Annotated in this window: 25 protein-coding genes and 1 pseudogene; 11 read left to right on the top strand and 15 right to left on the bottom strand. The window is 71.2% G+C overall.

Annotated elements, in window-relative coordinates:
- The first annotated feature begins 75 nt into the window (after positions 1-75).
- Positions 76-462 carry an STAS domain-containing protein gene (locus tag ABZ016_RS04590; RefSeq protein ID WP_356915081.1) on the top strand — a complete coding sequence of 129 codons (387 nt, stop codon included), beginning with the start codon at positions 76-78 and terminating at the stop codon, positions 460-462.
- On the opposite strand, the gene ABZ016_RS04585 is transcribed toward ABZ016_RS04590, so the two are convergent.
- Together ABZ016_RS04585 and ABZ016_RS04580 are read right to left on the bottom strand one after the other, a co-directional pair.
- Positions 346-1,365 carry a sigma-70 family RNA polymerase sigma factor gene (locus ABZ016_RS04585; protein ID WP_356915080.1) on the bottom strand — a complete coding sequence of 340 codons (1,020 nt, stop codon included), beginning with the start codon at positions 1,363-1,365 and terminating at the stop codon, positions 346-348. The genes ABZ016_RS04590 and ABZ016_RS04585 overlap by 117 nt on opposite strands.
- 213 nt (positions 1,366-1,578) lie before the next feature.
- Entirely contained in the window at positions 1,579-2,850 is a 1,272-nt protein-coding gene (locus tag ABZ016_RS04580) for an MFS transporter (protein WP_356915079.1), read from the bottom strand.
- A 63-nt stretch (positions 2,851-2,913) separates the two neighbouring features.
- On the opposite strand from ABZ016_RS04580, the gene ABZ016_RS04575 reads away from it, so the two are divergent.
- Positions 2,914-3,867 (top strand): LysR family transcriptional regulator, encoded by a 954-nt coding sequence (locus ABZ016_RS04575; protein WP_356915078.1) that lies wholly within the window; start codon positions 2,914-2,916, stop codon positions 3,865-3,867.
- A 94-nt stretch (positions 3,868-3,961) separates the two neighbouring features.
- On the opposite strand, the gene ABZ016_RS04570 is transcribed toward ABZ016_RS04575, so the two are convergent.
- Complete coding sequence (locus tag ABZ016_RS04570) at positions 3,962-4,720, bottom strand: alpha/beta hydrolase (protein WP_356915077.1); 759 nt, start codon at positions 4,718-4,720, stop codon at positions 3,962-3,964.
- A 155-nt stretch (positions 4,721-4,875) separates the two neighbouring features.
- Between ABZ016_RS04570 and tnpA the strand changes: the two genes are divergently transcribed.
- The 4 genes from tnpA to ABZ016_RS04550 all read left to right on the top strand — a co-directional run bounded on the left by tnpA (position 4,876) and on the right by ABZ016_RS04550 (position 8,355).
- Positions 4,876-5,298, top strand: a complete 423-nt coding sequence (gene tnpA, locus ABZ016_RS04565; protein WP_356915076.1) for an IS200/IS605 family transposase — start codon at positions 4,876-4,878, stop codon at positions 5,296-5,298.
- On the top strand, positions 5,295-6,503 hold the full coding sequence (locus ABZ016_RS04560) for a transposase (protein ID WP_356915075.1): 1,209 nt from the start codon (positions 5,295-5,297) through the stop codon (positions 6,501-6,503). Before tnpA ends, ABZ016_RS04560 begins: the two co-directional genes overlap by 4 nt.
- Positions 6,504-6,671: 168 nt before the next feature.
- Entirely contained in the window at positions 6,672-7,829 is a 1,158-nt protein-coding gene (locus ABZ016_RS04555; protein WP_356915074.1) for an adenosine deaminase, read from the top strand.
- 142 nt (positions 7,830-7,971) lie between these two features.
- On the top strand, positions 7,972-8,355 hold the full coding sequence (locus ABZ016_RS04550) for a hypothetical protein (protein WP_356915073.1): 384 nt from the start codon (positions 7,972-7,974) through the stop codon (positions 8,353-8,355).
- 91 nt (positions 8,356-8,446) lie between these two features.
- On the opposite strand, the gene ABZ016_RS04545 is transcribed toward ABZ016_RS04550, so the two are convergent.
- From ABZ016_RS04545 to afsQ1, 5 genes are all read right to left on the bottom strand, one after another.
- Positions 8,447-8,659, bottom strand: coding sequence for a PspC domain-containing protein (locus tag ABZ016_RS04545; RefSeq protein WP_356915072.1), 213 nt, complete (start codon positions 8,657-8,659; stop codon positions 8,447-8,449).
- Positions 8,660-8,723: 64 nt separating this feature from the next.
- Positions 8,724-9,305, bottom strand: a complete 582-nt coding sequence (locus tag ABZ016_RS04540) for a VanZ family protein (RefSeq protein ID WP_356915071.1) — start codon at positions 9,303-9,305, stop codon at positions 8,724-8,726.
- A gap of 95 nt (positions 9,306-9,400) precedes the next feature.
- Positions 9,401-10,066 carry a hypothetical protein gene (locus ABZ016_RS04535; protein WP_356915070.1) on the bottom strand — a complete coding sequence of 222 codons (666 nt, stop codon included), beginning with the start codon at positions 10,064-10,066 and terminating at the stop codon, positions 9,401-9,403.
- Positions 10,066-11,670, bottom strand: a complete 1,605-nt coding sequence (locus ABZ016_RS04530; RefSeq protein ID WP_356915069.1) for a HAMP domain-containing sensor histidine kinase — start codon at positions 11,668-11,670, stop codon at positions 10,066-10,068. The genes ABZ016_RS04535 and ABZ016_RS04530 overlap by 1 nt, the downstream gene beginning before the upstream one ends.
- Positions 11,667-12,344 (bottom strand): two-component system response regulator AfsQ1, encoded by a 678-nt coding sequence (gene afsQ1 / locus ABZ016_RS04525; protein ID WP_053675520.1) that lies wholly within the window; start codon positions 12,342-12,344, stop codon positions 11,667-11,669. The genes ABZ016_RS04530 and afsQ1 overlap by 4 nt, the downstream gene beginning before the upstream one ends.
- 237 nt (positions 12,345-12,581) lie before the next feature.
- On the opposite strand from afsQ1, the gene ABZ016_RS04520 reads away from it, so the two are divergent.
- On the top strand, positions 12,582-13,361 hold the full coding sequence (locus tag ABZ016_RS04520; protein ID WP_356915068.1) for a SigE family RNA polymerase sigma factor: 780 nt from the start codon (positions 12,582-12,584) through the stop codon (positions 13,359-13,361).
- Between the two features lie 203 nt (positions 13,362-13,564).
- Here the strand turns inward: ABZ016_RS04520 and ABZ016_RS04515 are convergent, their stop codons facing one another.
- Positions 13,565-14,200: a uridine kinase gene (locus ABZ016_RS04515; protein WP_356915067.1), complete on the bottom strand. Its 636-nt coding sequence runs from the start codon at positions 14,198-14,200 to the stop codon at positions 13,565-13,567.
- 124 nt (positions 14,201-14,324) lie between these two features.
- Between ABZ016_RS04515 and ABZ016_RS04510 the strand changes: the two genes are divergently transcribed.
- On the top strand, positions 14,325-14,723 hold the full coding sequence (locus tag ABZ016_RS04510) for a hypothetical protein (RefSeq protein ID WP_356915066.1): 399 nt from the start codon (positions 14,325-14,327) through the stop codon (positions 14,721-14,723).
- A 1-nt stretch (position 14,724) separates the two neighbouring features.
- On the opposite strand, the gene ABZ016_RS04505 is transcribed toward ABZ016_RS04510, so the two are convergent.
- Positions 14,725-16,263 (bottom strand): MDR family MFS transporter, encoded by a 1,539-nt coding sequence (locus tag ABZ016_RS04505; protein ID WP_356915065.1) that lies wholly within the window; start codon positions 16,261-16,263, stop codon positions 14,725-14,727.
- Positions 16,260-16,856 carry an NAD(P)H-dependent oxidoreductase gene (locus tag ABZ016_RS04500; RefSeq protein ID WP_356915064.1) on the bottom strand — a complete coding sequence of 199 codons (597 nt, stop codon included), beginning with the start codon at positions 16,854-16,856 and terminating at the stop codon, positions 16,260-16,262. The genes ABZ016_RS04505 and ABZ016_RS04500 overlap by 4 nt, the downstream gene beginning before the upstream one ends.
- 118 nt (positions 16,857-16,974) lie before the next feature.
- Here ABZ016_RS04500 and ABZ016_RS04495 point away from each other — a divergent pair, with 118 nt between their 5' ends.
- Positions 16,975-17,718, top strand: coding sequence for a TetR/AcrR family transcriptional regulator (locus ABZ016_RS04495; RefSeq protein WP_356915063.1), 744 nt, complete (start codon positions 16,975-16,977; stop codon positions 17,716-17,718).
- 85 nt (positions 17,719-17,803) lie between these two features.
- Here the strand turns inward: ABZ016_RS04495 and ABZ016_RS04490 are convergent, their stop codons facing one another.
- Genes ABZ016_RS04490 through deoC form a run of 3 tightly spaced genes read right to left on the bottom strand, consistent with a single transcriptional unit; the run spans position 17,804 to position 21,085 of the window.
- Positions 17,804-18,688 carry an aldehyde dehydrogenase family protein gene (locus ABZ016_RS04490; protein WP_356915062.1) on the bottom strand — a complete coding sequence of 295 codons (885 nt, stop codon included), beginning with the start codon at positions 18,686-18,688 and terminating at the stop codon, positions 17,804-17,806.
- Positions 18,681-20,117 carry an aldehyde dehydrogenase family protein gene (locus tag ABZ016_RS04485; protein WP_356915061.1) on the bottom strand — a complete coding sequence of 479 codons (1,437 nt, stop codon included), beginning with the start codon at positions 20,115-20,117 and terminating at the stop codon, positions 18,681-18,683. Before ABZ016_RS04485 ends, ABZ016_RS04490 begins: the two co-directional genes overlap by 8 nt.
- A gap of 5 nt (positions 20,118-20,122) precedes the next feature.
- Positions 20,123-21,085 carry a deoxyribose-phosphate aldolase gene (gene deoC / locus ABZ016_RS04480; protein ID WP_356915060.1) on the bottom strand — a complete coding sequence of 321 codons (963 nt, stop codon included), beginning with the start codon at positions 21,083-21,085 and terminating at the stop codon, positions 20,123-20,125.
- Between the two features lie 111 nt (positions 21,086-21,196).
- Between deoC and ABZ016_RS04475 the strand changes: the two genes are divergently transcribed.
- Positions 21,197-21,892: a PH domain-containing protein gene (locus ABZ016_RS04475; RefSeq protein ID WP_356915059.1), complete on the top strand. Its 696-nt coding sequence runs from the start codon at positions 21,197-21,199 to the stop codon at positions 21,890-21,892.
- A 14-nt stretch (positions 21,893-21,906) separates the two neighbouring features.
- Positions 21,907-22,095 (top strand): annotated as a pseudogene (locus ABZ016_RS04470) (DUF6204 family protein); the annotation flags it as partial.
- Positions 22,096-22,157: 62 nt separating this feature from the next.
- On the opposite strand, the gene ABZ016_RS04465 reads toward ABZ016_RS04470, so the two are convergent.
- Positions 22,158-23,813 (bottom strand): phospho-sugar mutase, encoded by a 1,656-nt coding sequence (locus ABZ016_RS04465; protein WP_356915058.1) that lies wholly within the window; start codon positions 23,811-23,813, stop codon positions 22,158-22,160.
- Positions 23,814-24,029 lie beyond the last annotated feature (216 nt).

Raw genomic sequence — 24,029 nt, 5'->3', positions numbered from 1 at the left:
TGCAGCTAACACTCGGGGGAAGGTCGTCCCCGGGTCAATGTGATCCTTACGGGGCCGACAGGACGGACAGTCGCGATGAGTTACCGCCGCCCGCGCGGTCTACCGATCGTGGACGCCATGACACCGCCCGTGCTCGTACTGCCCGGCCCCGTCACCCGGGACGAGGTGAGCGGGCTCAGCGACGATGTGCGGGCACTGCTGGAGGGCAGCGGTGCCCGGGTCGTGGTGTGCGATGTCGGAGGCCTGGGGCCGCCGGGCCTCGCCACCGTCGACCTGCTGGCCCGGCTCCAGCTGGCCGCCCGCCGGGCCGGTGGCCGGATACGGCTGCGCGACCCCGACCCGGCCCTACGCGCCCTCCTCGACCTGGTCGGTCTCAGCTTCGAGGTGGAGGGGCAGACCGAAGAGCGGGAACCAGCGCTTGGTGTCGAGGAAACAGTGGAACCCGGTGATCCGGCCGTCTGAGATCTCCAGCACCTGGACCGCCCACGGCGTGAAACCGCCGTCCCCCTCCGGGTCCGGCTTGTACTGGGCGAACCCGGGCAGGCCGTTGACCTGGACGGGCACCAGACGGGAGCCCGCGCAGGGCGCGCCGAGGGTGGTCATGAAGCCGGTGATGTCCCGCACGCCGGTCAGCCACAGGTCGAACGGCGGCATCGTCATGATGGCGTCCTCGTGCAGCAGGGCGGTCAGCGCCGCCATGTCGTAGCCCTCGAAGGCCGCCACATAGCGGTCCAGCAGCTTCTGCTGGTCCTCGTCCAGCGGGTCGGACACGGCCGCCTCGGCGCCCGGCTGCTGCCGCTCGGCCAGGGTGGCGCGGGCCCGCTGGAGGGCGCTGTTGACCGACGCCACGGAGGTGTCCAGCAGCTCGGCGACCTCGCTCGCCTTCCAGGCCAGCACCTCGCGCAGGATCAGCACGGCCCGCTGCTTGGCGGGCAGTTGCTGCAGCGTGGCCATGAAGGCGAGCCGCACCGACTCCTTGGCGACCGCCGCCTCCGCCGGGTCGTCGGTCGTGGGCAGCACACGGGCGTCCGGCATGGGCTCCAGCCAGGTGTTGTCCGGGCGGGGGGAGAGGGCTGCCTGGGCGAGCGGGGTGGACTCGGTCAGGTCCATCGGCCGGGCACGCTTGTTGCCGGCGGTCAGCATGTCCAGGCACACGTTGGTCGCGATGCGGTACAGCCAGGAGCGGAGGCTGGAGCGGCCCTCGAACTTGTCGTAGCTGCGCCAGGCACGGATCATCGTGTCCTGCACCGCGTCCTCGGCCTCGAAGGAGGAGCCGAGCATCCGGTAGCAGTAGCCCGTCAGCTCGGTGCGGTGTGCCTCCAGCCTGGCGTCCAGGTCCGTCGGTGTCGCCGTGCCGTTCGTCATCGCCCACCCACCCCTGCGGAATTTCTGTCACGCGTCTTTGCGCCCAGCACTTCGGAAGCTACCGCAGCCCACTGACAACGGCCCCCCGAGCGCACAAAACGGCAGGTCGGAGGCGCCGCCTCAGACCGGCTGGCTGCACCGAACCCCATGAGAAAACCCCCTGGCCGGGTCCGGGGTGTCGGACTCGGCCAGGGGAACGACCCGGCGTCGGGCTCAGGCGGCCGTGGTCAGCCGCCGCTGCAGGCGGGCCGCCCGCGTTCCGAAGACCGTGATCGTCACGACTCCGAGGACCGCCAGCAGACCGACCCCGACCGTCCCGGCCCAGCCGCCCGAGTGGAAGGCGATCGCGCCGACCGTGCTGCCCGCGCTGGAGCCGATGTAGTACGCGGACTGGTACAGGGCCGAGGCCTGCGCGCGGCCGTGCGCGGCCGTCTTGCTGACCGCCGAGGAGGCCACCGCGTGACCCGCGAAGAAGCCGCCGGTGATCAGCACCAGGCCCAGCAGGACCAGCGGGAGCGACCCCGCCAGGGACACCAGCAGACCCGTGGCCGTCGTACCGCCCGCCGCGTACAGGGCACCCCGGCGGCCCATCCGGCCGACCAGGCGGCCCGCCGTCGACGCCGACACCGTGCCGACCAGGTACACCAGGAAGATCGAGCCGATGATGCCCTGGGGCAGCGAGAACGGGGCCTCGGTGAGGCGGTAGCCGATGACCGTGTACACGCCGCCGAACACCGTCATGAACAGCGCGCCGATCGCGTACAGCCGGCACAGCAGCGGGTTGGACAGGTGGTCACGGACCGTACGGGCCAGCACACGCGGGCGCAGCGACCCCGCCTTGAAGTTCGTCGGTGCCGGGAGCAGCGCCCGGAAGGCCACCGCGCAGGCCACGGCGATCGCGCCGATCACACCGACGGCGACTCGCCAGCCCCACTCCTGCGCAACCCAGCCGGTGATGACCCGGCCGCTCATCCCGCCGACGCTGTTGCCCGCGACGAACAGGCCGATCGCGGTGACCAGCGCCTTGGGAGCGACCTCCTCCGCGAGGTACGCGGTCGCCGAGGCCGGCAGTCCGGCCAGGGCCGCTCCCTGGAGCGCCCGCAGCGCCACCAGGACACCCAGCGACGGGGCGAAGGGCACCAGCAGTCCGAGGGTCACCGCCACGGCCAGCGAGGCCGTCATGACCGTACGTCGTCCGAAGCGCTCCGACAGGGCGCTCATCGGCAGGACGAACAGCGCCAGACCACCCGTCGCGGCGGCCACGGTCCAGCTCGCGTCGCTCGCCGCCACCCCGAACTCGCCGGAGATCAGCGGGAGCAGTGCCTGCGTGGAGTACAGCAGCGCGAAGGTCGCGACACCCGCGAGGAAGAGGGCGAAGCTCATCCGGCGGTAGCCGGGCCCGCCCGGGGACATACGTGCGTCGACAGCAGGGACAGAGGCATCGGCGCCCACGATGGTGGACGCCCCGGTACTGGCGGGAGACATGCCTCGAAATTACGTACGCCACCACTGATCCGTCCAATGCATGGAACTGCCATAATCGTTCCCATGGTGCATCAACCCAGTTCAGCGGCTCGGCTGTCACCATCCAGTGACACAGAAGACACGGCGATGTTGCTGGCGCCCCGCCTCGCGTACTTCGCCGGCGTCGCCCGCACCGAGCACGTCACCCGTGCCGCCCAGGAGATGAACGTCCCCCAGTCGACCCTCTCCCGGTCCATGGCCCGTCTGGAGCAGGACCTGGGCGTCGACCTGTTCGCCCGCCACGGCCGCACCGTGTCCCTCACCCCGGCCGGGCGCACCTTCCTCACCTCCGTCGAGCGCGCCCTGGCCGAGGTCGAGCGCGCCGCCGAGGAGGTACGGGCCGACGCCGACCCCGCCACCGGCAAGGTCGCCTTCGGCTTCCTGCACACCATGGGCGCCGAGACCGTCCCGGGCCTGCTCCAGGCCTTCCGCGCCGACCACCCCCGCGTCCGCTTCAGCCTCGTCCAGAACTACGGCGAGGCCATGCTGGAACGCCTCCGCGCCGGTGAACTCGACCTCTGCCTGACCTCCCCGGTCCCCGACGCCCCCGACCTGGTCGCCCGCCGACTCGACGAGCAGAAGCTCCGCCTGGTCGTCCCCGCCGACCACCCGCTCGCTGGCCGCAGACGCATCCGCCTCGCCGAAGCGGCCGACGAAACCTTCGTCACCCTCGAACCCGGCTACGGCATGCGCCGCATCACCGACGACCTCTGCAAGGAGGCCGGCTTCAAGCCGCGGATCGCCTTCGAGGGGGAGGAGGCGGAAACCCTGCGGGGCCTGGTGGCGGCGGGCCTCGGCGTGGCCCTCCTGCCCCCACCCGCCGTCCCCCGCCCAGGAGTGGTGGAGCTGACGGTCACAGCCCCGAGGGCGGTCCGGGAAATCGGCGTGGCCTGGCTGGAAGGCCACCCGGACACACCCCCGGTAGCAGCCTTCAAAAGGTTCCTGCTGTCAAGAAGGGGCAGCTTGCTGCCTGCCTAGGGGCGCGGGGCTGTAACGATCTGCGGTTCCGCCGCGGGGCGCGACCAGCCACGAACAACCCGCACCCCGAAACCCACAGGCCCCTCAAACGGCGCTACCGCCTCGAAGGACTGAACCCCGCAGCCAACGGCATCCGCAACCCCAGTGGCGGCGGCGCCGCGAACGCGTCCCGCACCGGCCGCGACACGGCCCACCCGAACAACGCCCCCATCACGAAGTCCTCCGCCAACGCCAGCACTTCGTCCCGGTACTGACTCAACCCGTGCCCGTCCGCATGCACTTCGAACCGGCACACCTCCCGGTTCGCCTTCTTCGCCCGCGCCGCCAGCCGGAACGACAACTCCGGATCCGTCCGCCCGTCGTTCGTGCCGTGCACGATCAGCACCTGCCTGCCCACCAGCTGTTTCACCGGTTCGGGTGGTGCCGCCACATCCTCCTCGGGCAGCCAAGGGGCGAGGGCCAGCACGGAGTTGACGCCCTCGTGCCCAGCGGCACGCAACCCGGCCCGGCCGCCCATGCCGATGCCGGCGAGGCAGACGGGGACGTCCCCGTAGCGCCGTGCGACCTCGTCGGCAGCCCAGGCGGCGTCGCGCGCGAGGTTGGCCTCGCTGCCGTTCCAGCCGCGGCAGCGGTAGTGCACGACATGCGTGACGAGGCCCTCGTCCCGGCCCGCGCGGGCCAGGCGGCGCCCGAGGCCGCGTACGGAGGCGGTGGCCAGCAGGGGGGACGGTCTGCGGCCGGAGACCTCGTCACCACCGGGCAGCAGCAGCACCACGCCGCTCACCGCCGTCGGTTCCGGACCGAACGTCCTGCCCAGCCGGGCCCTGCGAACCGGCGTCGCTTGGTGTGCCATCAGGACCTGGCCAGGAGACGCCCCGCTTCAGCGGGGTGAGGAATGGCTTCTCTTGGTTGCGCTGACCTCAACTGGGTGCACGAATCTGCACCGTTCACCTGTGCCGCCTTTCTGCCGCATTAGACCTGCGGCGTGTGTATAGTGCCCACATTGCCGTGAACAGGAAGGTTCGTCGATTCTCCGGCGGCGTGTACGACCTTGGTCTCCACATCGTGTGGTGCCCGAAGTACCGCCGTCCGGTCCTCAGCGGCCGGGTCGCGGAACGACTGGACGAACTGATCCGGCAGAAGGCCGGTGAACGCGGCTGGGAGATCATCGCCCTTGAGGTGATGCCCGACCACGTCCACCTCTTCGTGAAGCACGACCCGAAGTCGTCAGCCTCGTACGTGGCCAACCAGTTCAAGGGCTTCACCTCCCGCGTCCTGCGCGAGGAGTTCCCGCACCTGAAGTCGCGGATGCCGACCTTGTGGTCGTCGTCGTATCTCGCGGCATCGGTCGGTGCCGTGTCGGCGGCGACGGTCGAGAAGTACATCAACACCCAGTGGGAACGCCCGTGGAAGAAGGGGGACAGCTCGTGATCCGCGCGTACAAGTTCCTCCTGCGGCCCACAGCCCGTCAGGCCGTCGCGCTGCGCGAGATGCTGGCCGACCGCTGCTCCCTGTACAACGGCGCTCTGCAAGAGCGCCGGGACGCCTACCGGCACGCCTCGAAGACCACGATCCGCTACGGCGACCAGTCTGCGCAGCTCAAAGAGATCCGCGCGTTCGACCCGGAGCGTCAGGGGCGCTGGTCGTTCTCCTCCCAGCAGGCCACCTTGCGTCGGCTGGACAAGGCATTCCAGGCGTTCTTCCGCCGTGTGAAGGCCAGTCTCACGCCGGGCTACCCCAGGTTCAAGGGTGCCGGGCACTTCGACACCGTGGTCTTCCCGAAGGATGGCGACGGCTGCCGCTGGGACTCCACCCCCGACGACCGGCAGACCCGCGTCCGCCTCCAAGGCGTCGGGCACGTCCGCGTGCACCAGCACCGGCCCGTGCAGGGCCGCGTCAGGACGATCTCGGTGAAACGCGAGGGAAACCGCTGGTACGTCGTCCTCGCCTGCGACAACGTACCCGCCGAGAAACTTTCGCCCACCGGCGCGGTGGTCGGCATCGACATGGGCATCGCCCACTTCCTGACCACCTCCGACGGCGAACACATCGCCAACCCTCGCTTCCTCGACGCGATGGCCGGCGAACTGGCTGAAGCCCAGCAGCACCTCGCGACGTTCCCCAAGCGGGCCCGGCAGCGCACCAGGAAGCATCGCGCCGCGGTCCGGAAGTTCGCCAAGCTGTACGGCAAGATCCGGAGGCAGCGCACCGACTTCCACCACAAGACCGCTCGCGCGCTGGTCCGTGACCACGACGCGATCGCGCACGAGCGGCTGAACACGGCGGGGATGTCCAAGAGTCCCGCCCCCAAGGCCGACCCCGACCAGCCCGGCGGCTTCCTGCCGAACGGTGCTGCCGCGAAGGCCGGGCTCAACCGCAGCCTCCTCGACGCGGGTTGGGCGCAGTTCCTCGGAATCCTGGCGAACAAGGCTGAGAGTGCCGGTCGCCTCGTGGTCCCGGTGGACGCGCGCAACACCTCCCGCACATGCCCGTCCTGCGGGCATGTAGCGAAGGAGAACCGCGTTACCCAAGCGAAGTTCGAATGCACGGCGTGCGGGTTCGCGGCGAATGCGGCCCACGTCGGCGCGACGAACGTCCTCAACAGGGCCGGGCCGGTCCTCTGTGACGTGGCCTAGCCACCGACACAGGAAGCCCGCGCGGTTACGCGTGGGTGGAGTCACGACAGAACAGTGTCAGAAGCGCGGGTGTACTCGACCCGTCCCCGGGGTCACCGTTACGTATCGACGGAAACGTAAAGGTGCCGAGAACGCGCCATCTACGCGCGTAGGAGTTAGAGTGCGGAAATGACGAGCCAGACCATCGCGAACACCCCGACACCGGACCAGATCCGCCGGGCGCCCAAGGTCCTGCTGCACGACCACCTCGACGGCGGCCTGCGCCCCGGCACCATCGTCGAACTCGCCCGCGACAGTCGCTACTCCCAGCTCCCCGAGACCGACCCGGAGAAGCTCGGCATCTGGTTCCGGGAGGCCGCCGACTCCGGTTCCCTGGAGCGGTACTTGGAGACGTTCTCCCACACCGTCGCCGTCATGCAGACCCGCGACGCCCTGGTGCGGGTCGCCGCCGAGTGCGCCGAGGACCTCGCCGAGGACGGCGTCGTCTACGCCGAGGTGCGCTACGCCCCCGAGCAGCACCTGGAGGGCGGCCTGAGCCTCGAAGAGGTCGTCGAGGCCGTCAACGAGGGCTTCCGGGAAGGGGAGCGGCGCGCGAAGGAGAACGGGCACCGCATCCGCGTCGGAGCCCTGCTCACCGCCATGCGGCACGCGGCCCGCGCCCTGGAGATCGCCGAACTCGCCAACCGCTACCGCGACCTGGGCGTGGTGGGTTTCGACATCGCCGGTGCCGAGGCCGGTTACCCGCCCACCCGGCACCTGGACGCCTTCGAGTACCTCAAGCGCGAGAACAACCACTTCACCATCCACGCCGGCGAGGCCTTCGGGCTGCCGTCCATCTGGCAGGCCCTCCAGTGGTGCGGCGCCGACCGGCTGGGCCACGGTGTGCGGATCATCGACGACATCCAGGTCCACGAGGACGGCCGGGTCGAACTCGGGCGGCTCGCCTCGTACGTCCGGGACAAGCGCATCCCGCTGGAGTTGTGCCCCAGCTCCAACCTCCAGACCGGGGCGGCGTCCTCGTACGCCGAGCACCCCATCGGGCTGCTGCGCCGGCTGCATTTCCGTGCCACCGTCAATACGGACAACCGTCTCATGTCCCACACCAGCATGAGCCGGGAATTCGAGCACCTTGTCGATGCATTCGGTTACACGCTCGACGACATGCAGTGGTTCTCAGTCAATGCGATGAAATCAGCGTTCATCCCTTTCGATGAACGACTGGCCATGATCAGTGACGTGATCAAGCCGGGATACGCCGAGCTGAAATCCGAATGGCTGTTCCGGCAGACCGCTTCCACCAGCGGTTCTGTCGATAACGACGGCTGATCCCGGGTTAATCGGCGCACGGGGAATGCGGACGGCTTTCACAAGCCGTCCGCATTTCGATGTTTGCGGCGGGCGGCGTTGAGTGTCTACGGTCGCTGAACCGCTCACACACCCCGTCATTCCATTACGAGGACGCGTTTTCATGAAGCAGTCTGCTGCCAAGTCCCTCGGTGTCGCCGCTCTCGGTGTCGCCTTCGCCGCCGTCGGTGCGGGTGCCGCGGCCGCCGCCCCGGCCGTCCCGGACACCGCTCAGACGCTGGAGACCGCCGGCAAGGCGCTCCCGGCGGAGCAGCTTTCCCAGGCGCTCCCGGGCTCGGCTGAGACGCTGGGTCAGGGCCAGACCCTGGCCGGCGGCGGTCTCGCCGCCGCCCAGCCGGCCGCCAAGGGCGCGCTCGCCCAGGGCCCGACTGGCCCGGCCGGCAAGCTGCTCGGCGGTCTGCCCGCCAAGGGCCTCCCGACGAAGGGCCTGCCCGCCAAGGGCCTGCCCACCAAGGGTCTGCCGACGAAGGGCCTGCCGGTCGTCTGACCCGCTGCCCCTCCCGCCCTGGCGGACACACGCCGATGGGGCGCACCCCTGGACACGGGGTGCGCCCCATCGGCGTTTCCGCGGCGGCCGGTCACCAGGCCGTCTGTGCCTTGTTCTGCACCTTGTTCTCCGAGGGCAGCACGATCCACAGCGCGATGTACAGCAGGAACTGCGGGCCGGGCAGCAGGCACGAGACCAGGAAGATCACCCGCATCGTGGTGGCGGAGGTGCCGAAGCGCTGTGCCAGTGCGGCGCACACTCCGCCGATCATGCGGCCGTGGGTGGGGCGGGCGAGGCGGGACATGTGCGACTCCTTCGTGAGTGTCGGTGTGAGGCCTCGTCTCCGAGTACCCCATCTGCACTCCACGCTACGGAGACGAAGGGGGCAAAGCGTCGCTCCACGGGGCGATCCCGACCCTGGGAATCGTCGGGGTCCGACCCTGAGCCGGCTCCTCCGGGAGGGGCGTACGGGTCAGGCGTGCGCGGCTGCGGCGGCGCAGCCAGGAGCGGCCGGCCGGGACCAGCGCGAGGTGCGCGAGGGACACGCCCGCGGTGTTCAGGAACAGTGAGTCGATGTCGACGACCTGGCCGGGGACACCGGTCTGGAGCAGTTCGATGCCCAGCGACAACAGGGCGCCGGCGGTGACGGTGTTCAGCAGGGACGCCAGCGGCGAGACGATCAGCCTTCCGCTCGCCATGGGCAGCAGCACACCCAGCGGGGCGAGCAGCGCCAGCCCCTCACCGATCCGGCGGGCCGCCTCGGGCCAGCCCAGGGCGAGATCGGCCCGCAGACCGTCGAACGGCCGCAGATTGGCGGGCATCACCCAGGGCACGTCCAGCGGTCGCAGCGTGAACCAGGCGACGAACGCGAGATGTGCGACGAGGAGGACACCTCCTGTCACACGGATGCGGAACGCGGCGCTGCCGCCGATGGAGCCTTGACGCTGCACGCCCCCCTAGACGCGCCCTTCGGCAGGATCGGTTCCGGGAAGCCCCCCGGTACGCCGGTGAGGCATGCGCCACAGCCCGCCCGGAGCCGGCCGCCTCACTCGCCGGCGACGTCCTTGGACGGCGGTTCCTTGCTGCCCGGGCGGGCCCGTACCTCGTCGGTGCACTCGTAGCGGCGCGGGCGCTCGGCGCCGGGGCCGCCCAGGACCACCGAGCCGTCGCCCTCGGCGGCCGCCGAGTCGGAGAACGTGCAGACGATCTGGGCGAGGGCGTACGAGGTGAGGCTGTCCGGGGCCGTGCTGAGCCGCAGCGTGTCCTCCGGGTCGCCGGGCCGGGGCCTGCCGACGGTGATGCCGCCGCGCACGTCGGAGCTGTAGCCGGCCTCCTTCTCGGCGGGCGACGGAGTCCTGGCGAGCTGGTCCAGCAGGCCCTGCGCCACCAGGATGCGCCGCTCGGAGTCGGCGGCGCCGTCCGGCACCCGCACCGTCCGGTCGACGGTCACGAGCGAGGACCCGCACAGCAGGAACACCTGCACCGGCAGCCCCCGCGCGGCCTGCGCCGCCACGTCCGGCTCGGCGAGCGAACACTGAACCCGCGAGGGCGCGGGCCCGAAGTTCGTCGGCACTTCCGTGGCCCGGATACCGCACCCGGCGAGCAGCACGGCGAGCGCGGGAACGGCAGCCAGCCGCCCCAGGGCCACAAGGCGCCCCCGCCGGGCGCCGGCGTCCTCGGAAGACGCGGTCGACGGTCGGCGTGTGGTCATCAGGCGTCCCCCTCGGAGTCCTCGCCCCTGGGCCGGTCGGCGTCCTCCCCGGGCTTCGGCTCGCCACCGGCGGGCTCCTCGCCCGGTTCGGCCGTGTCGCGCGGGAGCCGCAGGGTGAAGACCGCACCCGAGTCGGATGAGTTGGCCGCGGTGATCTCCCCGCCGTGGATGTGGGCGTTCTCCAGGGCGATGGACAGGCCGAGCCCGCTGCCCTCGGAGCGCGGCCGGGAGGCGCTGGCCTTGTAGAAACGGTCGAAGACGTGCGGCAGGACGTCCTCGGGGATGCCCGGACCGTGGTCCTGCACCTCGATGACGAGCCAGTCGTCGTCCTCACGGACGGACACCCGCACCGGGGAGCCGCCGTGCTTGAGCGCGTTGCCGATGAGGTTGGCCAGGATGACGTCCAGCCGGCGCGGATCCAGCCGGGCGTGGAGGCCCCGCTCGGCGTCCAGCTCGACCGCGTCCAGCCAGGCACGGGCGTCGATGCAGGCGGTGATCTGGTCGGCGATGTCGACGTCGTCCAGGACGAGCCGGGCGGTGCCCGCGTCGAAGCGGGTGACCTCCATCAGGTTCTCGACCAGGTCGTTCAGGCGCCTGGTCTCGCTGACCACCAGCCGTACGGCGGGCTCGATCATCGGGTCCATGCTCCCGGTCTCCGCCTCCAGCTCCTCCTCCAGCACCTCCGTCACGGCGGTGATCGCGGTGAGCGGCGTCCGCAGCTCGTGGCTCATGTCCGCCACGAACCGCCGGGAGGACTCGTCCCGCGCTGCCATGTCGGCGACCCGTTTCTCCAGCGCCTCGGCCGCGTTGTTGAACGTCCTGGACAGATCGGCGAGTTCGTCGGTCCCCGAGACCCTGAGCCGGGTGTCCAGCTTCCCCTCGCCGAGCCGCCGCGCGGCGGCCCCGAGTCGCTGCACCGGCTTCAGCACGGTCGTCGCCGCGGCCTGCGCGAGCAGCGCCGAGCCGATCAGCGCGAGCCCCGTGGCGATCCCCAGCGACCAGGCGAGCGAGTTCAGGTCCTTGGCCTCCGGCTCCAGCGACTTGAGCATGTAACCGGTCGGACCGCCGCCGATCACCCGCGTCCCGGCCACCAGGTACGGCGTGTCGTGGTCGACTATGCGCTGCCAGTACAGGTGGTACGGGTGCTTGTTGTTCGCGTCGACCTTCTGCGTCCTGTTCACCGCCGTGCGCAGCGAGGCCGGGACGTCCCGCAGCGAGAAGCCGTTCAGCCCTCCGGAGCTGCCGTAGACGGTCCTGCCGTCGGCGTCGGTGGCGACCAGCAGCACGCTGAAGCGCTGGTCGCTGCCCGCCATCTGGCCCGCGGTGTGCTGCAACTCGTCCTGCGACGGATGCTCGGGCAGCGCGCCCGCCCGGTTCTGCATCTCCTGCTCGAAGTCGCGCAGCACCGCGTCCTGGGCACGCGTCAGCACGGCCTCACGGTTGAGCCAGTACGCGATACCGGACGCGGACACGGCGGCCGTCAGCGCCACCAGGCCGAACACGACGACCAACCGCAGCCGCAGGCTCGTGAAACGCAGCCGCGACCAGACTCCCTTGCGCGTCGCGGCCCAGCCGCGGGTTCCCCCCTGGTGCCCCTGTGTCACTGAGGCGCGTCCAGCCGGTAGCCGACACCCCGCACGGTACGGATCAGCGTCGGGGACGACGGCACGTCCTCGACCTTGGCACGCAGCCGCTGGACACACGCGTCCACGAGACGCGAGTCGCCCAGGTAGTCGTGCTCCCACACCAGCCGCAGCAGCTGCTGCCGGGACAGCGCCTGGCCCGGCCGGCGGCTCAGCTCCAGCAGCAGCCGCAGTTCGGTCGGCGTGAGCTGGAGGTCCTCGCCGTTCTTCGTCACGGTCATCGCCGAGCGGTCGATGACGAGGCTGCCGAACGACGCCGCGTCGTTGGACTCCCGCTCGCCGCGCCGCAGCACGGCCCGGATCCGGGCGTCCAGCACCCGCCCCTGCACCGGTTTGACGACATAGTCGTCGGCGCCGGACTCCAGCCCGACCACCACGTCGATGTCGTCGCTGCGCGCGGTCAGCAGGATGATCGGCAACTGGTCCGTGCGCCGGATGCGCCGGCACACCTCGAACCCGTCGATGCCGGGCAGCATCACGTCCAGCACGATCAGATCCGGCCGCTGCTCACGGAGCAGCTTCAGACCGTCCTCACCACTGGCAGCGGTCGCCACGCGGTGACCCTGGCGCGTCAGAGAGAGCTCCAGGGCCGTCCGGATGGCGTCGTCGTCCTCGATCAGCAACAGGGAAGGCACGGGCTCATTCTGGCCCATGGAGGGGGCGCGGTTCGACCTGTGGGCGGAGATCATGCCCGCGCCTGCCGCCGACGCCTGTGAACGAACCGTGGCCGCACTGTGGCCGACCCCTGTGACAGGTCTGTGACAGTCGACGGACACGGCCATGAAAGTGCCGAGGCAAGCTTTTCGGCACAGGCAAGGAAGCCCGCCCGACCGGCGGGCCGCACACCGGAAGTCCACGACGGGGGGCGCGAGATGAACACGCTGCACGGCACCACCACCAGCGCAGTGATCACGCGTCTGCACGACGTGAACCGGGGTGCCGAGAAGTCCGGTGCCGATGGGGGTCCCTCCCGCGCGAGCGGATTCGAGCGTGGGGGAGGGCGGGGGTGCGCTCGCGGCACCGGGCGTCAGCACACCGGTTACATGACGGTGGTTGACGCTCGTACGGGGGAGAGCAAGGCTCACGGGGGAGCCGCGTACAGGGAGGAATCGGGGGAGCGCTGTTCGCTGTCGGAGGCGGAGTTCACCGCCTACGTCCAGGAGCGCCGCGCCTCCCTGTACGCCACCGCCTACCACCTCACCGGCGACCGCTTCGAGGCCGAGGACCTGCTGCAGAGCGCGCTGTTCTCGACCTACCGGGCGTGGGACCGGATCAGTGACAAGGCGGCGGTCGGCGGATACCTGCGCCGCACCATGACGAACCTGCACATCAGCGCCTGGCGGCGCCGCAAGCTCAACGAGTACCCGACCGAGGAACTGCCGGAGACGCCCGGCGACACGGACGCGATGCGCGGCACCGAGCTGCGCGCGGTCCTGTGGCAGGCGCTCGCCCGGCTCCCCGAACTCCAGCGCACCATGCTGGTCCTGCGCTACTACGAGGGCCGCACGGACCCGGAGATCGCGGACATCCTCGACATCAGTGTCGGCACGGTGAAGTCCAGCATCTGGCGGTCGCTCCGCCGGCTGCGCGAGGACGAGGTCCTCAGCTTCGGCCGTGACGAGGAGGACGCCTTCGGCGAGCTCGTCGCCTGAAGGCTGGGGGGAGCACCACAAGGGGCCACGGGGGAACGGGGCCCGAGCGGGGGACCTGCGAAGACGCTGGGGGGCGTCTGTGCAGGGGAGCGGGGGACACGGGGGAGCGGGACTGGAGGGCCGGGGGGTCCGTCCAGTCCCGCTTTTTTGTGCCCGCTTCTTCGGGCCCGCTTCTTTGGCCCGTTTCTTCGTGCTCTCGTCGCCTAGGCCGCTGTGCGCAGGCTCGCGCACCGGCCCGCCGCCGCGGCCGCCAGCCGGCCCATCGCCTCGTCCCGGTCGCAGGCGTACGCGCCCAGCCCGGTCTGGTGGGCGACGATCGAGCGCTCCTGACGCATCAGGCGCCAGCCGCGGCGCAGCAGGAACGGCACCGACTTGCGGCCCTCCTTGAGATCCCGCAGGAAGCGGCGGCGGAACGTCTTCACCGGGCCGCGGCTCAGGCACAGCGCGTCGGCGAGGACACCGAGTTCCCGGCAGCGCGTGATGATCTCCGCTGCGAAGATGCCCTCCGCGATGAACAGCGGGGTCCGCCCGATGTCGACGGTCTCCTCGCCGGTGCGGGCGCTGCGCGCGATGTCGTAGACGGGGACGTCCGTGCGGCCCGTGCGGCACAGGCGGGTGATCGCGGCGACGGCGGTGTCCGCGTCCCACGAGTGCGGATGGTCCCAGTCGATGTCGGAACTCCCCGCCACCACGGGCAGCGTCGGGTCGTCGCCCTCCTTGTAGAAGTCGTCGAGCCGCAGCACCGGGAGGCCGGAGCGGGCCGCGAGGAGGGACTTGCCGGAGCCGGAGGGGCCGCAGAGCAGCACGACTCGCGTCGGTATGGGCAGTGGGGAACTCACGGGACACCAGTGTGAGGCATCCGGCGGGCGCCGTACGCCCTGCGGGTCGCCTTTGATGCGCGCGTCACATCTCAACTACCCTGTGCTCCGACTCGATTACCCACTGCATCAGAAGGTGGCAACGATGGCCCGACACGTCTCTCCCAAGAAGCCGACCGCCCAGCGGGTCCTGGCCGTCCTCGCGACCGCGGGCGTGGCGCTGGGGGCCGGTACGGCGTCGGCCGCGGCGGGGACCGACTCGGTCGTGAAGACGGTCGGCACCTCGCTCGGCAAGACCGGCCCCGAGTCCGGCCTGCGGACCACCACCGACACCGTCGGCCACGTCACCGCCCCTGCAACCGGCCTCAAGCCCAACCCCCTCGCCGGCACGGGAGTCGACCCGCTGGACAACGGCGTCGGCACCGAGGTCGCCGACTTCAAGCCGGTGGAGTCGAGGGAGGTGACGGGCCCGGTGGCCCAGGCGCCGTCGGTCGGGGACGCCCTGGCGCTGGGCCAGGTCACCAGGCCGGTCTCGGGGAGGTAGTTCAGCGGCTCCGCAGCGGGACCTCCCGGATCAGCCAGGACACCGCGAACGCCACGGCGCACAGCGCGGCCGCGCCGAGCGCGACACCGTGCAGACCGTCCACCACGCCCGTCCGGAAGGCCTGCTGGACCGGATCCGGCAGGTCACGCAGCAGCTCGGGTGTGAGTTCCCGGCCGGTCAGCCGTGCGCCGTCGGTGCCCAGCCGGTCCGTGAAGCCGTCCGTGAGCCGGCCGGTGTAGACCGAGCCGAGGACGGCGACCCCGAGCGAGCCGCCGATGGTGCGCAGCAGGGTCTGGGTGCCGCTGGCCGCCCCCATGTCACGCGGTTCCGCACTGTTCATCGTGATGAGCATCGTCGGCTGCATCAGACAGCCGATGCCCACGCCCAGCACCAGCGTCAGGCCGGAAGCCACCGGCGCCGGCGTGGCCGTGCTCAGCGTCAGCAGGGCCAGCGCCCCCGCCGCGGCCAGCGCGCCGCCCGCGATCGGGTAGCCGCGGTAGCGGCCGCCGTCGCCGACCCGTCGGCCGATGACCAGCTGGGCGCCCATCATGCCCAGCATCAGCGGGAGCAGCAGCAGGCCGCTCCCGGTGGACGACATGCCCCGGACGAACTGCAGGTACTGCGGCAGATAGCTCGCCGCCGCCAGCATGGCCGCACCCGTGACGAAGCTGATGACCTGCGCCACCGAGAAGTTGCGGTCGCGGAACAGCCGGGGCGGGATCACCGGCTCCGGGACGCGCCGCTCGACCCGGACGAAGGCGGCCAGCGCGCCGGCGCAGACCAGGGCGAGCCCGATGATCTGCGGTGACGACCAGGCGTACGTCGTCCCCGCCCAGCTCCCCAGCAGTGTCAGGGCGAGGATCGCGCAGGTCAGCAGCCCGGCACCGGCCAGGTCGATCCGGGCCTCGGCACGCGGGGCGCGGGGCCGCACCCCGAGGCCGATCAGGGCAAGTGCCAGGGCGCCGACCGGGACGTTGACGTAGAAGACCCAGCGCCAGTCCAGCCGGTCCGTCAGGAAACCGCCGACCAGGGGGCCGCCGATCATCGCGGCCGGCAGCAGCACTCCGATCAGGGATTGGGCGCGCCCGGCCTCCGCGGGTGTGAGCAGCGTGCCGATGAGGGCGAGCGCGCCCACGAACAGCCCGCCCGCGCCGATCCCCTGGAGGGCCCGGAAGGCGATCAACTGCCCCATGTCCTGGGCGAGTCCGCACAGCACGGAGCCGACGAGGAAGACGGTGATGGAGGTGAGGTAGGTGCGCTTGTGGCCGTACAGGTCGCCGAGCTTGCCCCAGATGGGCGTGGTGACGGCGGTGGTGAGCAGGTAGGCCGTGATCACCCAGGACAGGTGGTCGAGGCCACCCAGGTCGCCGACGATGGTGGGCAGTGCGGTGCCGACGACGGTTCCGTCGAGCGTGGCGAGCACGATGCCGAGCAGCAGGCCGAGAACGACGATGCGGGAGGGCGGGGCGTCCGGGCCGGGCGGCTGAGCCGTGCCCGTGGGTGCGGCCCGGGTCTCACCGGCGCGGGACTCGTCCGTCATGCGACGTACTCGCGGACGGTCTTGGCGTCCCGCAGGGCGTGCCCCCACCAGGCGAGCTGGTCGAGCAGGGCCTTCGCCGCGGTGTCGGCGGCGGGGTCCGTGCAGGTGCCGTCCGCGTCGAAGCAGCTCCAGGCGTTGTGGAAGCTGACGGTGTTGCGGATGGTCGTGGCGTTCACCTCGGCCATCACGACCCGCAGCTGTTCCACCGCGCGCAGACCGCCGGACAGGCCGCCGTACGAGACGAAGCCGACCGGCTTGCCGTGCCACTGCTCGCCGTGCCAGTCGATCGCGTTCTTCAGGGACGCCGGGAAGCTGTGGTTGTACTCGGGAGTGACCAGGACGAAGGCGTCGGCCGCGGCGAGCCGGGGCGACACGAGGGCCAACTGCTCCTCGGTGCCGGGCGGCAGTTGCCGGCCGAAGGCCGGGAGCACCGTCGGGAGCGGTGTCTCGGCGAGGTCGACGACATCGGCGCGCAGATCGTCACGCTGGTCGAGGTGGCCGGTCAGCCACTTCGTCACGACGGGTGCGAAACGTCCCTCCCGGGTCGAGCCGACGAGGACGGCGACGCGGAGAGGTTCGGTGGCGGCGGGCATGGGTCTCCCCCTGGATGTGTACGGCGTATCTTCGATGCGTACAACGTACACATGGATGTGTACGCCGTCTACTGGAGATACGCTGTACACGACATCGGAGGGCAGGAGAGGAGAGGCCGTGGCGGTCGCGAAGAAGCCGGGCGAGGACAGCGGGGCCGAGACGCCCTCCCTCTGGGAACGCATGGAGCGGCCCGCCCCGGCCCCCCGCACCTCGCTGACCCTGGAGCGGATCGCCGCCGCCGCGGTCGAGATCGCAGACGAAGAGGGCGGTGCCGCCGTCACCATGCGGCGCCTCGCCACCAGGCTCGGCGTCGCTCCGATGGCCGCCTACCGGCACGTGGACGGCAAGGACGACCTCTGGGCCCTCATGATCGACCGGGTCTCCCGGGACCTGGCCGTGCCGGACGGCACGACGGACTGGCGCGAGGTGCTGCGCTCCTACGCCCTGCAGACCCGGGAGCTGATGCTCGCCCACCCGTGGATGGCGGCCATGCCCACTCCGGTGATCATGCTGACGCCGTCGCGGATGGCCGTGGCGGAACGGCAGTTGGCCGCGCTCACCGTATGCGGCCTGGACGCCGACTCGGTGATGGCCGCCTTCCGGGCCGTCACCTCCTTCGTGCACGGCTCGGCCCAGACCGAGATCGCCATGCGCGACTATCAGGAACGCAACGGCTGGACCAGCGGCGACGAGACGCGGCAGGCGCTCGCCCCGCAGATGCGCTACCTGATGAGCACCGGCCGCTACCCCGCCTTCGAGCAGTACGCCCTCAACGCGGCCCGCAAGGACGACCGGGCCTGGGAGTTCGTGTTCGGTCTCGACTGCGTGCTCGACGGCATCGCCCAGCGCCTCGGCATCTGACGGGAGAGCGCCCGCGTACGGGAGAAGCCCCGGCCCTCCTGGACGGAGGAGGGCCGGGGCTTCCGCATCGAGGGCGTGGGCGGGGCTAGTACGAGGAACCCGACGCGCCCAGTGACCCCGTGGGGTGCCAGACCGTTTTCGTCTCCAGGAACGCCGTCATGCGGTCGGTGCCCGGAGTCTCCGCGTAATCCACAGGCTGTGGACGCAGTACGCGCTTGAGGTTGTCGGCCGCCGCGATCTCCAGCTCCTTCGCCAGGATCTCGTCGGCGCCCGCCAGGTCGATCGCGTTGACGTCCTGGTGGGCGGCGAGCGGCGTCGCGATCTCCGCCGTACGGCCCGAGAGGACGTTGACCACGCCGCCCGGGACGTCCGAGGTGGCCAGCACCTCGGCCAGGGACAGGGCGGGGAGAGGGGACTTCTCGCTGGCCACCACGATCGCCGTGTTGCCCGTCGCGATCACCGGGGCGAGCACCGACACCAGGCCCAGGAACGACGACTCCTGCGGGGCCAGCACGGCGACCACGCCCGTCGGCTCGGGGGAGGACAGGTTGAAGAACGGTCCCGCGACCGGGTTGCCGCCGCCGACCACCTGGGCGATCTTGTCGGTCCAGCCCGCGTACCAGACCCAGCGGTCGATCGTCGCGTCCACGACCGCCGCCGCCTTGGACTTCGACAGGCCCTCGGCGTCGGCCACCTCACGCGTGAACTGGTCGCGGCGACCCTCCAGCATCTCCGCGACGCGGTAGAGGATCTGGCCCCGGTTGTACGCCGTCGCGCCGGACCAGGCGCCGAACGCCTTGCGGGCGGCGACCACCGCGTCACGGGCGTCCTTGCGGGACGACTGCGGTGCGTTGGCCAGCCAGTTGCCCTTCGAGTCCGTCACCTCGTACACCCGGCCGCTCTCGGAACGCGGGAACTTCCCGCCGACGTACAGCTTGTAGGTCTTGAAGACGCTCAAACGGTCAGACATCGAGGTACGCCTCCAGGCCGTGGCGGCCGCCCTCGCGGCCGAAGCCCGACTCCTTGTAGCCGCCGAACGGCGAGGTCGGGTCGAACTTGTTGAACGTGTTGGACCAGACGACACCGGCCCGGAGCTTGTTCGCCACCGCGAGGATGCGGGAGCCCTTCTCCGTCCAGATGCCCGCCGACAGGCCGTACGGCGTGTTGTTGGCCTTGGCGACGGCCTCGTCCGGGGTGCGGAAGGTCAGCACCGACAGCACCGGGCCGAAGATCTCGTCACGGGCGATCCGGTGCGCCTGGGTGACGTTCGTGAAGAGCGTCGGGGCGAACCAGTAGCCGGCGGCGGGCAGTTCGCAGGCCGGGGACCAGCGCTCGGCGCCCTCCGCCTCACCCTGCTCGACCAGCGAGGTGATGCGGGTCAGTTGCTCCTCGGAGTTGATCGCGCCGATGTCCGTGTTCTTGTCCAGGGGATCGCCCAGACGGAGCGTGGAGAGCCTGCGCTTCAGGGACTCCAGCAGCTCCTCCTGGATCGACTCCTGGACGAGGAGACGGGAGCCCGCGCAGCAGACCTGGCCCTGGTTGAAGAAGATCCCGTTGACGATCCCCTCCACCGCCTGGTCGATGGGGGCGTCGTCGAAGACGATGTTGGCGCCCTTGCCGCCCAGTTCGAGGGTGAGCTTCTTGCGGGTGCCCGCGACGGTCTTCGCGATCTCCTTGCCGACGGCCGTGGATCCGGTGAAGGCCACCTTGTTCACGTCCGGGTGCGCGACCAGCGCGGCTCCGGCGTCGCCGTAGCCGGGGATGATGTTGACGACGCCCTTCGGCAGGCCCGCCTGGCGGCAGATGTCCGCGAAGAACAGCGCCGAGAGGGGGGTCGTCTCGGCCGGCTTGAGGACGACCGTGTTGCCGGTGGCGAGCGCCGGGGCGATCTTCCACGCCAGCATGAGGAGGGGGAAGTTCCAGGGGATGACCTGGCCCGCGACACCCAGCGGCCTGGGGTTCGCGCCGAAGCCCGCGTGGTCGAGCTTGTCCGCCCAACCCGCGTAGTAGAAGAAGTGCGCGGCCACGAGGGGCAGGTCGGCGTCCCTCGTCTCCTTGATCGGCTTGCCGTTGTCGAGGGTTTCGAGGACGGCCAGCTCGCGGGAGCGCTCCTGGATGATGCGAGCGATGCGGAAGAGGTACTTGGCGCGCTCCGAGCCGGGCAGCGCCGACCACTTCTCGAAGGCCTTGCGGGCGGCCTGAACGGCGCGGTCCACGTCCGCCTCGCCCGCCTGGGCGATCTCGGCGAGGACCTCTTCGGAGGAGGGGCTGACCGTCTTGAAGACCTTGCCGTCGGCCGCCTCGGTGAACTCGCCGTCGACGAACAGGCCGTACGACGGGGCGATGTCGACGATCGCGCGGGACTCGGGGGCCGGGGCGTATTCGAATGCGGGTGCCATGGTGATCAGTCCACCGTCACGTAGTCGGGACCGGAGTAGCGGCCGGTGGCCAGCTTCTGGCGCTGCATCAGCAGATCGTTCAGCAGCGAGGAGGCGCCGAAGCGGAACCAGTGGTTGTCCAGCCAGTCCTCGCCGGCGGTCTCGTTGACCAGGACGAGGAACTTGACGGCGTCCTTGGAGGTGCGGATGCCGCCGGCCGGCTTCACACCGACCTGGATGCCGGTCTGTGCGCGGAAGTCACGCACCGCCTCCAGCATGAGGAGCGTGTTCGCCGGGGTCGCGTTGACGGCGACCTTTCCGGTGGACGTCTTGATGAAGTCCGCACCCGCCAGCATGCCGAGCCAGCTCGCGCGGCGGATGTTGTCGTACGTCGACAGCTCGCCCGTCTCGAAGATGACCTTCAGGCGCGCGGACGTGCCGCAGGCCTCCTTCACGGCCGTGATCTCGTCGTGCACCGCCAGGTACCGGCCCGCGAGGAACGCGCCGCGGTCGATGACCATGTCGATCTCGTCGGCACCCGCGGCGACGGCCTCGCGGACGTCGGCCAGCTTGACGGTCAGCGGGGCGCGGCCCGCCGGGAAGGCGGTGGCCACCGAGGCGACCTTCACCGTGGAACCGGCGACGGCCTCCTTGGCCGTGGCCACCATGTCGGGGTAGACGCAGACCGCGGCCGTGGCGGGCGTCGTACGGTCGGTCGGGTCGGGGTGGACCGCCTTCGCGCCGAGCGCCCGGACCTTGCCCGGGGTGTCCGCGCCTTCCAGCGTCGTCAGGTCGACCATCGAGATGGCGAGGTCGATGGCGTACGCCTTCGCGGTCGTCTTGATCGAACGGGTGCCGAGGGAAGCCGCACGGCCCTCCAGTCCGACCGCGTCGACGCCGGGAAGCCCGTGGAGGAAGCGGCGCAGCGCGCTGTCGGACGAGGTGACGTCCTTGAGGGGGTGAGCTGCGGTGAGTGCAGTACTGGGCATGGTCACCAGACGAGCATATCTACGCGCGTAGCGGCTGTACAGCCCCTGGGCTTCGCCCGTGGAAACAGGGGGTGGAGGCCAGGGCCGGGGCGGGTCCGGCAGAATCGAGGCATGACGAGCCCCGAGCCCCAGTCACCAGCGCCGCAGCCCGAGTCCGAGGACCGGGTGTACCGGTCGGCCCCGGCCATCGCCGGTGGTGTGCTGCTGCTCGCCCTCACCGCGTGGCTCGGCATCGACGCGGTGATCTCGGGGGAGGGCCGCACGCCCTGGCTGGCGCTCGCGCTGATGCTGCTCATCGTGCCGCTGGTCGTCGCCTTCACCCTGCGGCCCGCCGTGTACGCGGGCGATGACCGGCTGCGCGTGCGCAACCCCTTCCGCGTCGTGGTGCTGCCCTGGGGGCAGATCGCCTCGCTGAAGTCCGCCTACTCGAACGAGGCCGTCACCGAGTCCGGCGCCAAGTACCAGCTGTGGGCCGTCCCCGTCTCGCTGCGCGCCCGTAAGAAGGCCGCGCGGCGTGAGATGCGGGCGTCGGCGCAGGCGCGGCGGGCCATGGGGCGGGACGAGGGGCGGGGCAGTGCGCTCGGGATGAGGGCGGGGCTGGGGGCCGGAGCCGGCCATGACCAGGTGTCCGACGGGCCCGCGCGGGCGGAGACCGACCGGATCGTGGACGAGCTGCGCGGGCTGCACGAGGCGCGGCGCGAGGCGGAGACGGCGCAGGGCGAAGTGACCGTGCGGTGGGCGTACGAGGTCTTGGCGCCTGTGGTGGCCGGGGCGGTGCTTGTTGTGGTTCTGCTGCTTGTGGGGTGATGGGGGCCGGAGTCCGCTTCCTGGACTCCGGGGACGCCGAGGAGGACATCCTCGAGGCGACCGAACGGGCCGAGCAGGCGGCGCGGGCGTGGCTCGGCGAGCGCGGGTACGGCTACAAGAACCTCCGGTCGCAGGCCGAGGACCTCTCGCAGGCGCCGTTGGGGAAGCGGCAGCGGCGGGAGGCTGCCCGTAAGGGTGTGTGAGGCCACGGAGGTTCGGTGGGTGCGGGGTGCCCGTGCGTCCGCGTCGGGCACCCCGGTCGGGCTCAGATTCCGGCTGCCGCCGACAGGTCCCGTTTGATCGAGTCCAGGAGGTCCGTCGCCTTCGCGCGGGCCGCCGGGAGGTCGGCGGGGGTCGCGACCGGGATCACGACCTCCAGGTAGCACTTCAGCTTCGGCTCCGTGCCGCTCGGGCGGACGATCACCCGGGCGCCGTCGAGCGTGTAGCGCAGGCCGTCGGTGGGCGGAAGGCTGTCCGTGCCCCGGGTGAGGTCGTCGGTGCGGGTGATCGGCAGGCCGGCGAGCTCGGTCGGGGGCTGTTCGCGCAGGCGGCGCATCGCGGCGGCGATGAGGGACAGGTCCTCGACGCGGACCGACAGCTGGTCCGTCGCGTGCAGGCCGTGGTCCACGGCCAGGTCGTCGAGGAGGTCCGGCAGCGTGCGGCCCTCCTCCTTGAGGACGGAGGCCAGCTCCGTGATCAGGAGCGCGGCCGTGATGCCGTCCTTGTCGCGTACGCCGTCGGGGTCGACGCAGTAGCCGAGCGCCTCCTCGTAGCCGTAGCGCAGGCCCTCGGCGCGGGCGATCCACTTGAAGCCGGTGAGGGTCTCGACGTGCGGGAGGCCCGCCTTCTCGGCGATACGGCCGAGGAGGGAGGACGAGACGATCGACTCGGCGAAGGTGCCGGTTGCTCCGCGGCGGACCAGGTGGGCGGCGAGGAGTGCGCCTACCTCGTCGCCGCGGAGCATGCGCCAGTTGGTGCTGTCGGTGCCGTCGTCGCCGTCTCGTACGGCGACGGCGCAGCGGTCGGCGTCCGGGTCGTTGGCGATGATCAGGTCCGGGGCGGTTTCGCTGCGGCGGGCCGTCGCGAAGGCCAGGTCCATCGCGCCGGGTTCCTCCGGGTTGGGGAACGCGACGGTCGGGAAGTCCGGGTCGGGGTCGGCCTGCTCCGCGACGAGGGTCGGTTCCGGGAAGCCGGCGCGGGCGAAGGCGGCGAGGAGGACGTCCTTGCCGACACCGTGCATCGCTGTGTACACCGTGCGGGCGGTGCGGGGGGAACCCTTGGACAGTACGGCGTCGGTGCGGGCGAGGTAGGCGTCGAGGACGCTGTCGTCGAGGGTGTCCCAGCCGTCGGTGGGGCGGGGGACGGTGGTGAGGGACGGGACCGCTGCGATCTCCGCGGCGATGTCGGCGTCGGCGGGCGGGACGATCTGGGAGCCGTCGCCGAGGTACACCTTGTAGCCGTTGTCGCGGGGCGGGTTGTGGCTGGCGGTGACCTCCACACCGGCGACCGCGCCGAGGTGCCTGATCGCGAAGGCGAGGACGGGGGTGGGGAGGGGGCGGGGGAGAACCGCTGCGCGCAGGCCGGCGCCGGTCATGACGGCGGCGGTGTCTCGGGCGAAGTCGTGTGACTTGTGGCGGGCGTCGTAGCCGATGACGACCAGGCCGTTCTGGTGACCCTGCTTCTTGAGGTACGCGGCTAGGCCGGCGGCGGCGCGGATGACGACCGAGCGGTTCATGCGCATGGGGCCGGCGCCGAGTTCGCCGCGGAGGCCGGCGGTGCCGAACTGGAGGGTGCCGGAGAAGCGGGCGGCGAGTTCGGTGTGGCCCTGGGCGTCGATGAGGCGGGCGAGCTCGGTGCGGGTTTCCGGGTCGGGGTCCTCGGTGAGCCACGCCTGGGCCTGTGCGATGAGTTCGTCGTGCACGGTGGGGTGTCAGCCTCTCCGGTGTCGGGTGGGATGCCTGCGGCGGCCTGTGCTGCTTCGGTGGGGGTGCGCGTAGCGCCTTCCGGGGTGCGGTGGGTCGGGGCCGCGCCGGGGGGTGTCCGTCCTCGGAACGGCGCGATGGACTCGGACACCGACTAACCGTCCGTTGACGCGCCAACCGCTGCGGGCGGACACCCCCCGACACGTCCCCTTCCG

Origin of the sequence: Streptomyces sp. NPDC006372 (assembly GCF_040612515.1) — a bacterium.
Taxonomy (GTDB): domain Bacteria; phylum Actinomycetota; class Actinomycetes; order Streptomycetales; family Streptomycetaceae; genus Streptomyces.
The sequence above is the reverse complement of the archived record's forward strand: the minus strand, read 5'-3'. Positions and strand labels throughout refer to the sequence as shown.